Origin of the sequence: Streptomyces sp. NPDC050145 (assembly GCF_044460245.1) — a bacterium.
GTDB lineage: Bacteria > Actinomycetota > Actinomycetes > Streptomycetales > Streptomycetaceae > Streptomyces.
Map to the genome: position 1 here is coordinate 619,211 of NZ_JBITJS010000001.1, position 13,823 is coordinate 633,033.

Sequence of the window (13,823 nt, forward strand, 5' to 3'; positions counted from 1 at the left end):
GGGTGTCAGCCTCCGAGTCCGGACGACAGGTTCGTCTTGGTCAGGCGCTGGGTGAGGTAGGTGGCGAGGAACGAGACCAGGGCGATGACCAGCACCACCGCGTTGGCCATCTGGTCGTACGCGTAGTCGACGAGGTTGATCGACAAGGTGGTGAGCAGCTCGGTGCCGGACGTGGTGAGCATGATGACGATGCTCAGTTCCTTCAGGCCCGAGATGAAGGGCAGGATGACTCCGGTCACCAGGGCGCCGCGCTGAATGGGGATGATGACCTTCCGCAGCCGGGTGAACCAGCCGGCTCCGGAGACCTGTGCGGCCTCCTCCGGTTCGCGGCCGAGCTGGGTCATGGCGCTGATCCCGGAGCGCGACGCGTAGGGCAGGTGGGTCACGGCGAGCACGATCACCAGCAGGCTGATCGATCCGTACAGTGCCGGGACCGGGCCGCGGCGCACGGCGAACAGGGACAGGAACGCCGCCGCGAAGGCGATGCCCGGAACCATGTAGGGCAGGAAGCTGATCTGGCGCAGCAGGGTGCCGACGCGGCTGCCCCCGGCGCGGACCACCACGTAGCCGATGAGCAGGCCGACGACGCCGCAGACGAGGGCGGCGAGGCCGACGATGCGCAGGCTGTTCCAGGCGGCTTCGTACAGCTGGCCGCCGCGCAGCACGCCGTGCGGGAAGCCGGGGGCGCCGCTGAGGTGGTCGGCGATCCAGTACCGGAGGGTGAAGTTGTCCTTGTGGAAGACGCCGGGGGTCTTGGTGACGGTGGTCAGGGCGAGACTGGCCACGGGGATGACGACGCCGACGGCGAACACCGCGAGCGCGGCACAGAACGCCGGCCTGCGCCAGCGGCCCAGGGGGTTCACGCGGTCCATGGCGCCCTTGCCGCCCACGGTGACGAACCGCTTCGCCTCCTTGGCGAGCCGGGTGTCGACGATGATCGCCAGGATGCCCACGACCACGATGACGCCCGCCAGGACGGCGGTGACACCGCGCTGTTGGCTGTTGACGGACCGGAACAGAGAGGTGGACAGCAGGTCGTAGTTGACCGGCAGTCCCAGGATGTAGGGGGTGCCGAAGGTACCGAGGATTCGGCCGAAGACCAGCAGGACCGAGGACGACAGGGACGGCAGCATCAGGGGCAGGGTGATCCGGCGGGCGACGGTGCCACGGGAGGCACCGAGGATCCGGGCGGAGTCCTCCAGCTGGCTGTCGATGCGGCGCAGGGCGTTGCCGAACAGCAGCAGCACGAAGGGGTAGTAGTGCAGCCCCAGGCAGATGATGATCGGCACCTGCCCGTAGGCGAGCCAGTCCGGTGTGTGCACGCCCCAGGCCTCGAGGATGCCGATCTGGCCGCCCGAGGAGGAGTTCTTGAACAGCGCCAGCCAGGCGAGGGCGAAGGTCCACGACGGGAGCATGTACGGCACGACCAGGGCGGTGGACAGCCACTTGCGGCCGGCCACATCGGTCCGGGTCAGCAGCCAGGCCGTGGAACCTCCCAGCGCCACGGCGACAACGGTGACGCCGACGGACACCACGACCGTGTGCAGCAGTGGTTTCCAGAACAGCAGCTCGGCCACGGGCGAGCGGAAGACCCGCCAGAAGTAGTAGCCGGTGAGGGCGCCGGAGGACTGGCCGGAGCGGCCTTCGTCGCCGACCTGCACCTGGCTGGAGTCCGACAGCACCGCGACGAGCGGGGCGACCACCAGGTAGAGGAGGACCGCGATGAGGAGGATGCCGAGCGGCACGGTGGGTTCGTGCCGCAGGACGCTGAGCCGGTAGCGAAGCCGGTTGAGCCGTGGTCTCGGTGGATCGCCGCCCGGGGCGTCGGGCAGGGCGGCGGGGGAGCGGGTGGCGGCGGCCATGCGGGATCTCCGTTGAGTGTCCGGGCGCCGGCCGGCCCCGTCGCAGGGTCCGGCCGGCGGGTGGTCAGCCGTGGTTGAGACGCCAGAGGTCCTGCATCGTCTGCAGGTTGTCGAAGTCGCTCTGGAGCCTGGCCGGGTCGAAGACGAGGAGCTGCTTGTCCCAGTCCGTCAGGCCCGCCGGCATGAACGCGCCCCGCTTGAGCTTCGGATTGCCGGGTACGCCGCCGGTGTCCATCTGCGTGTCCACGCCGGCCTGGGTGAGCATGAAGTACACGAACAGCTTCGCGGCGTTCGGGTGCTTCGTCTTCTTGGCGATGGCCGTGTACTTCGGGTACTGGTAGCCGGACCAGGGCTGCATCCCGGTGCACACCTTCATGTGGTAGCCCTTGTCCTTCGTGTCGCGGAACTTGGCGTTGGACACGAGCGCGAAGCGTGGCTTCGTCTGGTTGGGCGCGGCGACGGCGGCGGCCGCGTCGTCGTCGGAGGAGGTGACGATGGGGGAGTTCTTGGCGAGTCCCTTGACCCAGGTGTCACCCGCCGATTCCCCGGCCGGGATCTCCTTCTTGTACTTCTCCTTGTACGCGGCACGCAGCTTGTCGTCGCCGACGGACTTCAGCTGGTTGAAGAACTCGACGATGTTCGGCTTGCCGAGCGGGTCCTGCAGGGCGACCTTGCCCTTCCAGGCCGGGTCGGTCAGGTCCCAGATGTTGTGCACCGGACAGCCCTTGGGGAAGAGCTTGGGGTTGTAGACCCACAAGTTGCCCTTGGACAGCACCTGGAGGGGGTTCTGTGCCTCGGCCGGGATGTCCCCAGCCACCGTGCCGGGCAGATAGGTGTACACGACCTTCTGAGGGAGAAGCTGCCCGACCAGGGAAGGGCCGTCCTCGTAATTGGTGACGTCGATCGTGATGTTGCCCGACTGGTTCTCCCTGGTCATCTTCTCCAGGGTCTCGCCGACCTTGCTCTTCACACCGGTGGCCTTGATGCCGTACTTCGCGGTGAAGGCCGCGGCCGTCTTGGTGACGTCACCGGTGCTGTCGTAGACCGTGACCTCACCTTCCTTCTTGGCCGCGGCGATGACCTGGTCGAGAGCGAATCCCGAGTCGATCACCGCCTTGGCCGGTGACGTGGCGTCCTTTCCGGTTCCCGCCGCGCCGCCTTCGCTCGTCGACGGCGCGCAGGCGGCGCCGGCGCCGAGGGCGCAGACAAGGGCGACGGCGCCGACGCCGCGCCGTGCGGCACGACGGTTCCGTGTTGGCTCAGAAGTGTTGCTGGGCATTGCCTGACCTCCCGCAGTGACCCGGAGACGACCGGGCTGGAATGGCGTGGGCCGAGGCCAGGGAGTACGGCTCGGCGACCCGATGGCGGACAGCTTCGACCCGCTGCGAACCGTATGTCAAGACATTCTGATGAAACCAACTGGCAGCCCTCCGTTAACGGTTGAGTCACCGGAGCGTCATCTCCCGTTCAAGCAGGGGTAGTCGGCCCTCACGCCTTTAATTGTCCTGACATACTTATGTAAGCTCCTGCGGATGCCGTGCGAAGCCCGGCGCCGGCGCACACCCGAGCAGGCCGGACCGATGGACCGAGAGAGGCCTCCCGTGATCGTCACCGTCGCACTGTGTGTCACCGCCCTGGCCTTCGTCTTCATCTGCGGTGCTAATGACGGAGGTGCCCTGCTGGAGCTCGCCGTTCGGCAGCGTGGCCGTTCGGCGGGCCTCGTCCTCGCCCTCCTGGTCCTCGCCGTGGGCCTGGGGCCCGACCTCTTTGGGCTGGCCGTGGCCCGGACCTTCACCGGACACCTCGGTCAAGGCCCGCCCATGACAGCGCAGTTGGTGTTCCTCGCGGGTGCGGGCGCCTCGGTGCTCCTGGTCCTGCTGCTCAGCTGGCGCGGAGTTCCCACCTCGCTCACGCTGGCCGTGCTCGGCTGCCTGGCCGGGGCCGGCCTCGCATGGGGCGTCCGGCCGATGTGGGGCCGTCTCGCCATGGTGCTGGCCATCGGTGTCACCGCACCGCTGGTCGGGCTGGCGGCAGGCTGGCTCATCGGCCGGGCGGTACGCCGCATGCCCGCCGTGCGCGGGATGCCTCGCCTGGTGCGCGGCCTGCAACTGGTGGCGTTCGGCTCGCAGTGCCTCGCCTACGCGGCCAACGACGCGCAGAAGATGTTCGCCGTGGTCGCCGTGGCGTTCGCCGGTGACACGCTGCTGGCCAGTCCGTGGGAGGCCGGCGACGTCATGGTGGCGCTGGTGTTCGCGCTCGGCGCGCTCGTCGGCACCCGGCGGGTGGCCCGCGGCGCCGCGCGACGACTGCTGCCCGCACGCCCCTGGCAGGTCATGTCCGCCGAACTCGCCTCGTCCGCAGCGGTGTTGTCCACCGCGGGGCTCGGGGTCCCCGTCAGTATGACCCAGTCGGTGGCGGGCGGCCTGGTCGGCACCGGCATGAGCGAGGGCAGCCGGCGGGTGCGGTGGCAGTTCACCATGCCCCTCGTGACCGCCTGGCTGGTGACCCTGCCGGCCGGCTTCGTCGCCGGCTTCCTGGCCGGCCTGATCCTCAAAGGAGTGGCCTCATGGTGACCAAGGCTCTGCGCCGCATCGTCGGAGACCTGACGGGACGCTCGCACCGCAGGACCCTCGACCTGCTGTCCGGCCAGTTGGAGGCGACGCTGAAGGGCGTCGATCTCGCGGTGGATCTCGCCGCGGGGCGGATCCCACCCGCCGCGGCCCGCACGCTGATGGGCGACGTCGAGCACGAGGGGGACTGCCGCCGCGCCGAGTTGGTCACGGAGCTGTCCGTGATACTCACGACGCCGATCGACCGCGAGGACCTGTACCGCTTCTCCCGCTCGGTCGACGACGTGCTCGACAACCTGCGGGACCTCGTCCGCGAGACCGACCTGTTCGGCATGCCGGGAGATCCGGCGGACCTCCCGGCCCTCGGGGCGGTCCGCGACGGCCTCGACGCCTTGCGCGTCGCCGTCGCCGACCTGCTCGTCGACCCGCGCCGGGTGCAGGAGGGTGCGATGACGGCCCGCAAGGCGGCGGGCCGTGTGCGACGCGAGTACCAGCTCTCCCTGGCCGCCCTGTTCCGGCAGGAGCTGGGCACCGACACCCTGAGCAGGCGCGAACTCCTGCGCCGACTGGACGTGATCGGGCTCCGCCTGAACAGCGCGGCCGCGGATCTGTCGGACGCGCTCCTCAAGCGCGGGCACTGAAACGGATCAGTGCGCGGTGACCGTCATCTCGAAGGAGTAGCGCGAAGCGCGGTAGACGTGCGAGCCGAACTCCACCGGTCGGCCGGCACCGTCGTAGGCGACGCGGCTCATGGTGAGCAGGGTGGCGCCGCGCGACTCGCCGAGCAGCTTCGCCTCCGTGGCCGTGGCCTTGCGTGCCCCGATGGTCTGCTCCGCCGTGCTCAGTGCGATGCCGCAGCGGCGCAGCAGCTGATACAGGCCGCCCTCGGCGAGCGCCTCCTCGGACAGGTCGAGGAGGCCCGCCGGGAGATGGTTGGTCAGGAGCGCGATCGGCTCGTCGTCGGCGAAGCGCAGGCGCTCGACGCGCAGCACGCCTTCCCCGGCCTCCACCCGGAGTGCGGCGGCGACCTGCGCGTCGGCGGAGACCGTGCCGATGGACAGGACCGTCGTGCGGGGACTGCGCGCGTCACGTTCCAGATCCTCGTAGAGGCTGGAGAACTCGACGTGGCGCCGTATGCGGTTCGTGACCACCTGGGTGCCGACGCCGCGCTTGCGGGCCAGTAGTCCCTTGTCGACGAGGTGCTGCATGGCCTGACGCATGGTCGGACGCGAAAGCCCGAACTGGTCAGCCATGTCTATCTCGTTGGTCAGTCGGGTGCCGGGCGGCAGCTCCCCGTTCTCGATGAGCTGCTGCAACTGCTGGGCGAACTGGAAGTAGAGGGGAACAGGACTGCTCCGGTCAATGGTGATCTTCCTTGCGAGCAGCTCCATGACACCCTCCTGCACCTACTGCACCGAGCAGCCAGTATGCCTCATTCCGCTCAAGCTCAGTACGTCCGTATGTCATGACAACCTCTTGATTCACCGCGCCCCGGGAGATAGAAAGCAGAGGGACCCGATCCGGTCCACCCTGCCCGCACGGAAGGCTGTGTACATGCGCATAGGTCTCATCGGAACGGGCCGCATCGGCGCGTTCCATGCCGCCACCCTGGCCGCACTCCCGGCCGTCACCGGTCTTGTGCTGCACGATCCAGTCGAACGCTCCGCACGCGAGGCCGCGGCCCGGGTGGGAGCGGATGTCGCACGGGACCTGGACGCGCTGTTCGCCGCACCGCTGGACGGCGTCGTCGTGGCCGCACCCACGAGCACCCACGCCGAACTCATCCTGGCCGCCCACCACAGAGGGCTGCCGGTCTTCTGCGAGAAGCCGGTCGCGGGCACACTCGCCGAGACCGACCGGGTGCTCGCATCCCTGGACCCATCCGGCGCGGCGCTGCACATCGGGTTCCAGCGCCGCTTCGACGCGGGCTATCAGGCGCTGCGCGAGGCGGTCGCCGACGGACGTCTCGGCTGGACGCACACCCTGCGCGCGTGCACCGCCGACCCGACACCGCCGCCCCCCGGCTACATCCCCCGTTCCGGGGGGATCTTCCGGGACTGCTCGGTGCACGACTACGACATCGTCCGCTGGGTCACCGGCCGCGAGGTCGTCCAGGTCTACGCGACGGGCGCCAACCGCGGCGAAGCCTTCTTCGCCGACGCAGGCGACGTGGACACCGCGGTCACCGTCCTCACGCTCGACGACGGCACCCTGGCGACCTGCACCGCGACTCGCTACAACGGAGCCGGATACGACGTACGCCTGGAGGCCTGCGGCTCCAAAGGCACGCTGGTCGCGGGACTCACCGAGCAGACACCGGTGGCTTCGGCAGAGGGGGGCTCCTGGCCCGCCGGAAATCCCTACCCCGGTTTCATGGAACGCTTCGCAGACGCCTATCGAGCCGAACTCGACGCGTTCACCGAAGTGGTGGCGGGCGATCGGCCCAGCCCCTGCACGGGCCAGGACGCCCGTGCCGCGCTCGCGGTGGCCGAGGCGGCCACCCGCTCGCGAGCCGAGGGACGCCCAGTGACGATCGGGTAGGCGACAGACCGGGGATCCTCAGCTCGTCGGCTGTGAATCGCGGGGCACGGTCGCCGGATCGCCGGATCGCTGAGGTGCCCGGCGTGCCCCGTCCGTTCCGGTACGGGGCGTTGCCACCGCCGGAGCCGACGTGGACGACCCGCGCGACGGAAGCCGGCCGAGCCGCCGACCGGGGTCCGGCAGCGGCTCCGGACGGTCGGTCACTCGGGCGCACGTGGGGAGGCGGCTCTTGGCGAGGGGGGAGACGAGATCGTGGACGACGACGTCTCGCGGCGCGCCGCGCAAGGACGGCGGCTCATGCTCGACCACATACGTGTGCGACCGGTCAGTCGGAATCGCGCGCGATGTCCAGTGCGAGGGCTTGCAGGATCGCGTCTGTCGGCGCCTCCGGCTCGGTCCGGTCATATGCGTCGGCGACCGTTCCGAAGGCCAGCATGAAGCCGTTGACCAGGGCGCTCAGCGGTTCGGAGAGCTGGTCCAGCACAGCCTGACCGACCTCTGCCGGATCGTCGGTGTCGGGGACGAGGAAGCGCGTGGGAATGACCTCCTCGAGCAGATTGGAGACGTAGTCCGCGCTCACGCCGCCTCGCAGGGCCGTGAGTGCCGCGATCGCCTTGAGCTGGACCTCGTTCTCCGTCATGTGTCGATCCTAGGAGGACTACGTCAGGCCTTGCCATCGCCGCTCGACCGCACTGAGGGCACCAGGCCTCAACAGGGGGTGTGAGGGGTACCCGCGCATTACCTGAAGCGTCTACTGCGGAGGGAGAGAGCTGATGTCATACCGAGCCCACTTCCCCGAGCCGAGCCTCACCAGGAGGAGGCCCGCCAGAGGCTCTCCGCTGTCGGTTCGGGAGCGGCTGATTCTCAGACGCGTCGAGAGCGAGCTCCGGCACGAAGAGCAGCTTGTGCGTGCGATGAAGGACGTTCCTGATGCCAGGGCGCCGCGTGCACGGCCATGCCTGCCGACGGCTGTGGCACTGCTTGCGATCACGTCGGCCGCGTTGGCTGCCGACGCGGTCGCGAGTTCCGCTCCGGGAGTCATCGGCGCCTTCGCGGTCGTGTGGCTGCTCACCTTGTCGCAGGCGCTTCGGCTGCTCTGCCGATGGTCGAAACCGCGCGCGAACAGATGATCGCGGGCAGGGCGCGAAGCACATGTGCACCGGCCCACCCATGTGGAGGAGACGTACGGCCCTGAGCCGCCGGCGGACGGCGACGTCCGTGTGGACCAGGGCGGCCCGGTGCCACCATCGGGTGAGGAGCGTGAGCAGGCTCGGGCGGACAGCGAACTCCGTGCCGGCGTACCTCGACGACTCGCAGCGGCAGGCGACCGAGGGAACCGGCGAGGTTGCCGGCCTAAATGTGCCGCGGATCGCCGGCCGTCGGTGCCGACTACGGTGCGGGCGGGGGCAGGAAGGGCTGTATCTCGGCGCGCAGGTCGCTGCAGAGTCTGCCTGTTCGCTCCCAGTCCACGAGCAGCTGGGACACATGCTCCAGAGTGATGCCGGTTCGTTCTGACGCGCCGCGCAGAAGGTCGGCGGCGGCGACAGTGCTCATCCGTCCCGCTGTCGCCAGGGCTGATACGGCCCGTTCCAGAATGCCGGCCCCGGGCTGCTGGCCTGCGGGGGCGGGCTCCATGGGCTCAAGCATGAGGACTCCCAGAAGGTCAACATCGCTGGTTCTGTGGTTGGCGGTTCGTGGACTTTTCCCGGCTGCAGGTGGTGACTAGGCGGCTGCTTCGCCTGCTTCCTGCCGAACGCGGGCGCAGCTCTGCCGGAGGAGGCGGGAGACGTGCATCTGCGAGATGCCGAGCTCTCTGCCGATTTTCACCTGTGTCATGTCCCGGTAGAAGCGCAGGTAGAGGATGGTCCGCTCGCGTTCCGGGAGGTGCTTGAGTCCGTCCTTGGCCGCTTCGCGGTCCTCGACGAGGTCGTAGGCGGGTTCCGGCTCGCCGAGGACCTCGGCGAGTGTGTGTCCCCGTTGATCGGAGTGCGACATCTCCGCGTCCAGCGAGCAGGCGTGGAAGCTGTCCAGGGCGGAGAGTCCCTCGCGGACCTCGTCCTCGCTCAGACCGGCCTGATCGGCGATCTCCGCCACGCTCGGCTGCCGCCCGCCGGGCTGCTGCATGAGGGCACGGAGGGTGACGCGCACGGTGTTGCGCAGGTCCTGAATCCGGCGCGGAACGTGCACGTCCCACATGTGGTCGCGGAAGTGCCGGCGCAGTTCGCCGGTGATGGTCGGCACGGCGTACGACTCGAACGCGCCGACCTGGGGGTCGTAGCGGTTCACGGCCTTGAGCAGGCCGAGTGCCGCGATCTGCTGGAGGTCCTCCAGGCTCTCGCCCTTGTCACGGAAGCGGCGCGCGATGCGGTGGGCCATGGGCAGCCATGCCTGAACGGCCTGTTCACACAGCAGATCCCGCTCGGGGCCGGGCTCTGCCTGGGCCAGCCGGTCGAACAGCCGGGCGGTTTCGGGGGCATCGTCGTGATGGCGGCGCGAGCGCCCGTGACGCCGGACGCCGTCGTAGCTGTCGGTGAGCATGAGATGCACTCCTCGAGAGTGGTGCGCCTCTGGACGCGAGAAGCACGGCTCCTCAGGAGCTCGCCGCATCAGCGGGCGTGCCTCTCGCGGGCCGCTGCCTTTGCTCCAAAGCGGCGGTCTAACACGTCTGTACCCAGTGTCTTCGCGGCCATCCAGAAACTCCAGGCACTTGTACACAACGTGTCCGCACGAGCGTCATCGGTTACCGTCGCGTCACGGCGACTGCGCGACGTAGATGGACGGGGGCCGCGCGGTGGCTTCGGCACCGTGCCCGGTCGGGCGGCCAGCTCGGTCAAGGCGGCCTGCCCCCACGCTTCCTGAGGTTTCGGCGGCGTCTGCACAAACAACGGCCGTCGCCTCGCCGAGCGTCAGTCCGCAGGTACGGTCGGCACTGTCGGTCGTCACGAGACCCGGCTCCGCGTACACCCTGCACCGGACGAGCGGCGGTCGAGGGTGGCGGCCACCGCGACGCCGTTGCCGCCGGATACCTGCCCGCCGACTCAGCCGTTCGCGAGCCTCGGCGGAGATGGCACCCATGCCTGCGGCGCAAACATCTCGGCGAAGCTCGGGGCGACGGCGTTCCAGCCGCGGCCGGCCGAACCGGCGTGGCCGGTGGTGAATCCTCTGCGCGCGGCGGGCAGGTCGACGAGGTAGGAAAGCCCCCGGAAGGCAACGAGCTGGCGAAGCAGATGCAGCCGGCACGCTCAGTCCTCTTCCCGCCCTGCGCCTGCGGGCATCGTCTGTCTGGCCAGTGCTCTCCCGCGTCAGGTCTGGGGCATCCGGCCCACCGACGACAGGGATGACCGCCGGGCCGACCCGGCGCGGAGATGCCGGGTCGGCCCGGCGTGATGCCGGAGGTGGTCACTGGCGAGTGGTGGCGACGGTGAATCCGAGGCCGATCAGGGCGATGCCGCCTGCGCCGCCGATCATCGAGAGGCGGCGGTCCGAGCCTGCGAGCCAGTTTCGGGCGGCCGACGCGGCCAGACCCCAAGCGGTGTCGCAGATCAGTCCGATGCCGGCCGGGATCAGGCCGAGGACCATCATCTGCAGCGGGATGTGCCCGGCGTCGCGGTCGACGAACTGGGGGAGGACCGCGGCGAAGAAGACCAAGCCCTTGGGATTGGTGGCACCGACGAGCAGTCCGTCCAGGACGGTACGCAGATCGCTGCGCCGCTCGCCTGTCTGAGCCGCCAGGTCGGTGCGCAGGCGGTCGCGGTGGCGGAAGGCCTGGACGCCGAGGTGGAGGAGGTAGGCGGCGCCGGCCAGCTTCACGACGGTGAACACGGCGGCCGAGCTCTGGACGAGGGCGCCTACGCCGAGGGCGACGGCGAGGACGAGGGCGTAGCAGCCGAGGAGGTTGCCGAGGACGGTGGCGAGTGCGGTGCGCCGGCCGTGGGCGAGGGCGCGGCCGACGACGAACAGGACGCTCGGGCCGGGGATCGCGATCACGACGAGGGACATCGCGGCGAACGCGAGGAGGCTTCCGGTGGTCACCATGGGCCACAGCTTTCTGGTCTCTGGCGCGCGGCCCCTGGGGGCGGAGCGGCGTGTGCTTGCTCTACGTGGGCGAGCCCGGAGGAGCCCGGGACCGCCGGATCGGCTATCGGGACACGGATGCCACCTGGGCGCGCGGGAGGCGTGCCAGGACGGCGGAGTCGATCTTGGAGGGTGCGGTCGGCGGATCCCGCGCCGCAGTAGACGGGCCGAGCCGGTTCGGCGACCGCGGTGTCGATCAGGCACGGCACTCCTGGGCGGTGGCTCACCGGCGGGATGCCACCCGGTTCCAGGCCCTCCGTGGCCAGCAGGTCGGGGTCCGCCGTGCGCAACCGAGAGCGGCTGGTGCCGGCGGCGGCCGCGAGACCGGCGAAGTCCACCCGGTCCTCTGCCCGCAGGGCCACGAGCAGGAGCGGGGTGCCCGGGGTGGTGAAGGCCAGAGTCTTGACGGCCTGTGCCCAGGGGAAGGGCAGCGCCTGGCGCTCGGCGACGCTGTGCGCGGCGGCGTGTTCGTGGACGGTGTACGCGCAGCCGTCCGCGTCCAGCACGGCTCGCCAGGATGGTTCGTACGTGGGCATGGAGGACCTGCTGCTTTCAGCTCAGCGGAAGAACGGGGGCGAAAGGGGGGGGCGACCTCCGGGAAGCCGGTGCGGTCTGCCCCGAGCCTGCTCGAAGCGGCCAGATCTGATCAACTGATTGTGAAATCCTGCAATCGTGATCACGATGCGCTTCACAGAATCCGCCGAGGAGGACGTCGCCTTCTCCGTCTCACCGCTGCTCGAAGCCGTTCATTCCTGGCACGTGCTGACCGACCCCGGACACCACGCCCTGCACGTGCCCTGGGTGCGGCGATGCCGTCGGCTCCCCGCCGCTCTGCGCCGCGGGATGCGCGAGCACGACTTCGTCGTCGCCGACTACATCCCGGCCTTCTTCGAAAGCCGAGCCGGCGGTCACGACGCCACCTTCGAGGACCAGCTCGCCGCCGTTCGTGCCCTGCCGCCCGCCCTGCTGGCCGCCGAACTCGCCCAGACCCTCGTCGACACCACTCGGTACAGCGGACACGACCTCGTCGCAGACCCCGCCGTCCGCGACGCGGCCCTGGCTGAGCTCCAGCAGTCCGATGCCGCCCGCGCGGCACGGCTCAGCCGCGTCCTCGCCGACCCCCACGCCGTCCTGGAGCACGCGCTCACCACCCTGGAGGAGTACTGGAACGTCGCCTTCGTCGACGAGTGGAAGCGCATCGAGCCCTCCCTGTACGAGTCGATCGCTCGGGCGGGATCCCGCATCGCCCACCAGGGCGTGTTTCCGATGCTCCGCACCCTGGTCCCTCAGATCCGCATCGACCCCGCCAGGCGGACACTCCGCCTCGACCGCCCGCACCACCATGACATCGCCGTCACGCGCGAGTGTCCGGTCACGTTCACCGCCAGCCACTACGTCTGGCCTCACGTCCGTGTCACCTGCGACACCCCCTGGCCCCTGCGGATCACCTACCCCGCTCTGCCCCTAGTGCCCGCTTCGGCCACCCGGCCCTCCAGCCAGGAGGACACCCTCACGGCACTACGAGCCCTGGCCGCCGCCCCGCGACTGCAGATCATCAGGCACCTCGCCGCCCACAGCCGCAGCACCCAGGAACTTGCCACCCTCCTCGGCCTGTCTCCCTCCGTGACGTCCCGTCACCTCCACCAACTCGCCCAGGCAGGGCTCACCGAGACCCGACGCGAGGGCTACTACGTCCTCTACAGTCTCGACCCCGCCCGACTCGACCAGATCGCCACCGCCCTCACCGAGCTCACCCTCAGGCCCGATGCCTGAATCGATGCACGAACGCCACCGACCTTCAGCTGCGGCCTGCCACGGTCGTTCGATGTCCGCCACCCGCCTTCGGCGTCGTCGACTTCACCGACAGCGGTGGCGCCGCCTGACACGCCGACCGCGACCGCAGCGCGACGACCGGGCTGTGGCCCCCGGGTCAGGCGCGCCACACCTCGGCGGCGGCGAGGAACGCCGATGACGACGGGCGTTCCGGAGTTCCTCCCCGGCGGATCTTGCCGGGCTGGTCACGGCCGTCGACGCGTGCTCGGGCTTGTCCGCACGGGCCGTTCACCAGGCTCAGGCTGTGTTCCACGCCGGCCAGTGGGAAATGGTCGGTGGCGAAGGCGCGCCGGTCGAGGACCTCGGCCATGTGCACGTCGATGCCTCCGCCGCGGGCCTGCAGCCCGGATGCGAGGTCGAGCCGGACCTGGACCGCGGACCGGTGGAAGCGGGGGGCGGGCCAGGGCAGGCCGTCGAGTTCAGGGAAATGGCGGACGAAGTGATCGGCCAGCCAGAGCGCGAGGTGCGGGTCCTCCCCGACGACCCGCACCCCGTCCGGCCGCCAGAGCACGAGGGCGTTCCCCGCGCCGTGCGTGGACCAGTCCACCTGCCAGGTGGAGAGGTAGGCCGTGCACGATCCTGACGCGTCGAAGAGCTGGAGGCCGGGGTTGGCGCCGACCAGGATCGGCTTGCGCAGCGCAGGATCGCTGTCCGCAGCGACCGACGCCGACGCCGACGCCGGGGTGGTGGCGGCCAGGAGCCCCATCGTGCCGAGGGCGGTGCCCATGCGCACGATGCCGCGTCGACTGACGGCGGCGGAAGACCGGTTGCGGTCGGATTTCACAGGTGTTCGATCGGAGCTCAAAGCGCCTCCCTTGGTCGTGGTGACACGGTCGCGGATAACCATCCGCTGGGGGCTGCGGTGACTTCCATGCATTCGAGACCCTTCGAATCCATCGGCCGGCCCGGGCGGCGATGCGACACTCACGGCATGGCGATGAGG

13 protein-coding genes and 1 pseudogene are annotated in these 13,823 nt (G+C 69.9%); 5 read left to right on the top strand and 9 right to left on the bottom strand.

The genetic code is table 11. The features are described 5' to 3' along the window. Positions 1-5: 5 nt before the first annotated feature. Both ACIBTU_RS03080 and ACIBTU_RS03085 read right to left on the bottom strand, forming a co-directional pair. Positions 6-1,862 (bottom strand): ABC transporter permease, encoded by a 1,857-nt coding sequence (locus ACIBTU_RS03080; RefSeq protein WP_399124129.1) that lies wholly within the window; start codon positions 1,860-1,862, stop codon positions 6-8. A gap of 64 nt (positions 1,863-1,926) precedes the next feature. Continuing rightward, positions 1,927-3,141: an ABC transporter substrate-binding protein gene (locus ACIBTU_RS03085; protein ID WP_399124130.1), complete on the bottom strand. Its 1,215-nt coding sequence runs from the start codon at positions 3,139-3,141 to the stop codon at positions 1,927-1,929. 322 nt (positions 3,142-3,463) lie between these two features. Between ACIBTU_RS03085 and ACIBTU_RS03090 the strand changes: the two genes are divergently transcribed. Beyond that, the gene (locus ACIBTU_RS03090; RefSeq protein ID WP_399124131.1) at positions 3,464-4,435 is read left to right on the top strand and encodes an anion permease; all 972 of its coding nucleotides are present in this window, start codon (positions 3,464-3,466) and stop codon (positions 4,433-4,435) included. Further along, positions 4,429-5,073 carry a DUF47 domain-containing protein gene (locus tag ACIBTU_RS03095; protein ID WP_399124132.1) on the top strand — a complete coding sequence of 215 codons (645 nt, stop codon included), beginning with the start codon at positions 4,429-4,431 and terminating at the stop codon, positions 5,071-5,073. Before ACIBTU_RS03090 ends, ACIBTU_RS03095 begins: the two co-directional genes overlap by 7 nt. A gap of 6 nt (positions 5,074-5,079) precedes the next feature. Here the strand turns inward: ACIBTU_RS03095 and ACIBTU_RS03100 are convergent, their stop codons facing one another. Then, positions 5,080-5,823 (bottom strand): GntR family transcriptional regulator, encoded by a 744-nt coding sequence (locus ACIBTU_RS03100; RefSeq protein WP_399124133.1) that lies wholly within the window; start codon positions 5,821-5,823, stop codon positions 5,080-5,082. 163 nt (positions 5,824-5,986) lie between these two features. On the opposite strand from ACIBTU_RS03100, the gene ACIBTU_RS03105 reads away from it, so the two are divergent. Further along, positions 5,987-6,973, top strand: coding sequence for a Gfo/Idh/MocA family oxidoreductase (locus ACIBTU_RS03105; protein ID WP_399124134.1), 987 nt, complete (start codon positions 5,987-5,989; stop codon positions 6,971-6,973). 325 nt (positions 6,974-7,298) lie between these two features. Here ACIBTU_RS03105 and ACIBTU_RS03110 read toward each other — a convergent pair whose 3' ends face one another. Beyond that, positions 7,299-7,613 (bottom strand): hypothetical protein, encoded by a 315-nt coding sequence (locus tag ACIBTU_RS03110; protein ID WP_399124135.1) that lies wholly within the window; start codon positions 7,611-7,613, stop codon positions 7,299-7,301. Positions 7,614-8,260: 647 nt separating this feature from the next. On the opposite strand from ACIBTU_RS03110, the pseudogene ACIBTU_RS03115 reads away from it, so the two are divergent. Next, positions 8,261-8,344, top strand: a pseudogene (locus ACIBTU_RS03115) (Hsp70 family protein); the annotation flags it as partial. A gap of 18 nt (positions 8,345-8,362) precedes the next feature. On the opposite strand, the gene ACIBTU_RS03120 reads toward ACIBTU_RS03115, so the two are convergent. From ACIBTU_RS03120 to ACIBTU_RS03135, 4 genes are all read right to left on the bottom strand, one after another. Next, the gene (locus tag ACIBTU_RS03120; RefSeq protein WP_399124228.1) at positions 8,363-8,527 is read right to left on the bottom strand and encodes a hypothetical protein; all 165 of its coding nucleotides are present in this window, start codon (positions 8,525-8,527) and stop codon (positions 8,363-8,365) included. 168 nt (positions 8,528-8,695) lie between these two features. Further along, positions 8,696-9,511 (bottom strand): SigB/SigF/SigG family RNA polymerase sigma factor, encoded by an 816-nt coding sequence (locus tag ACIBTU_RS03125; RefSeq protein ID WP_399124136.1) that lies wholly within the window; start codon positions 9,509-9,511, stop codon positions 8,696-8,698. Between the two features lie 861 nt (positions 9,512-10,372). Then, positions 10,373-11,008 carry a LysE family translocator gene (locus ACIBTU_RS03130; RefSeq protein WP_399124137.1) on the bottom strand — a complete coding sequence of 212 codons (636 nt, stop codon included), beginning with the start codon at positions 11,006-11,008 and terminating at the stop codon, positions 10,373-10,375. Further along, positions 11,002-11,583, bottom strand: coding sequence for a YbaK/EbsC family protein (locus ACIBTU_RS03135; protein ID WP_399124138.1), 582 nt, complete (start codon positions 11,581-11,583; stop codon positions 11,002-11,004). Before ACIBTU_RS03135 ends, ACIBTU_RS03130 begins: the two co-directional genes overlap by 7 nt. Positions 11,584-11,728: 145 nt before the next feature. Here ACIBTU_RS03135 and ACIBTU_RS03140 point away from each other — a divergent pair, with 145 nt between their 5' ends. Continuing rightward, entirely contained in the window at positions 11,729-12,820 is a 1,092-nt protein-coding gene (locus ACIBTU_RS03140) for a DUF5937 family protein (RefSeq protein WP_399124139.1), read from the top strand. 157 nt (positions 12,821-12,977) lie between these two features. On the opposite strand, the gene ACIBTU_RS03145 is transcribed toward ACIBTU_RS03140, so the two are convergent. Then, a complete protein-coding gene (locus ACIBTU_RS03145; RefSeq protein WP_399124140.1) occupies positions 12,978-13,607 on the bottom strand; it encodes a hypothetical protein in 630 nt (209 codons plus the stop codon). Positions 13,608-13,823 lie beyond the last annotated feature (216 nt).

What these genes read in the sequence shown, in the direction of transcription:
- ACIBTU_RS03080 (WP_399124129.1), bottom strand. Translation starts at nt 1,862, where the DNA reads ATGGCCGCCGCCACCCGCTCCCCCGCCGCCCTGCCCGACGCCCCGGGC.
- ACIBTU_RS03110 (WP_399124135.1), bottom strand. Translation starts at nt 7,613, where the DNA reads ATGACGGAGAACGAGGTCCAGCTCAAGGCGATCGCGGCACTCACGGCC.
- ACIBTU_RS03095 (WP_399124132.1), top strand. Translation starts at nt 4,429, where the DNA reads ATGGTGACCAAGGCTCTGCGCCGCATCGTCGGAGACCTGACGGGACGC.
- ACIBTU_RS03120 (WP_399124228.1), bottom strand. Translation starts at nt 8,527, where the DNA reads ATGAGCACTGTCGCCGCCGCCGACCTTCTGCGCGGCGCGTCAGAACGA.
- ACIBTU_RS03135 (WP_399124138.1), bottom strand. Translation starts at nt 11,583, where the DNA reads ATGCCCACGTACGAACCATCCTGGCGAGCCGTGCTGGACGCGGACGGC.
- ACIBTU_RS03125 (WP_399124136.1), bottom strand. Translation starts at nt 9,511, where the DNA reads ATGCTCACCGACAGCTACGACGGCGTCCGGCGTCACGGGCGCTCGCGC.
- ACIBTU_RS03130 (WP_399124137.1), bottom strand. Translation starts at nt 11,008, where the DNA reads ATGGTGACCACCGGAAGCCTCCTCGCGTTCGCCGCGATGTCCCTCGTC.
- ACIBTU_RS03105 (WP_399124134.1), top strand. Translation starts at nt 5,987, where the DNA reads ATGCGCATAGGTCTCATCGGAACGGGCCGCATCGGCGCGTTCCATGCC.
- ACIBTU_RS03085 (WP_399124130.1), bottom strand. Translation starts at nt 3,141, where the DNA reads ATGCCCAGCAACACTTCTGAGCCAACACGGAACCGTCGTGCCGCACGG.
- ACIBTU_RS03140 (WP_399124139.1), top strand. Translation starts at nt 11,729, where the DNA reads ATGCGCTTCACAGAATCCGCCGAGGAGGACGTCGCCTTCTCCGTCTCA.
- ACIBTU_RS03100 (WP_399124133.1), bottom strand. Translation starts at nt 5,823, where the DNA reads ATGGAGCTGCTCGCAAGGAAGATCACCATTGACCGGAGCAGTCCTGTT.
- ACIBTU_RS03145 (WP_399124140.1), bottom strand. Translation starts at nt 13,607, where the DNA reads ATGGGCACCGCCCTCGGCACGATGGGGCTCCTGGCCGCCACCACCCCG.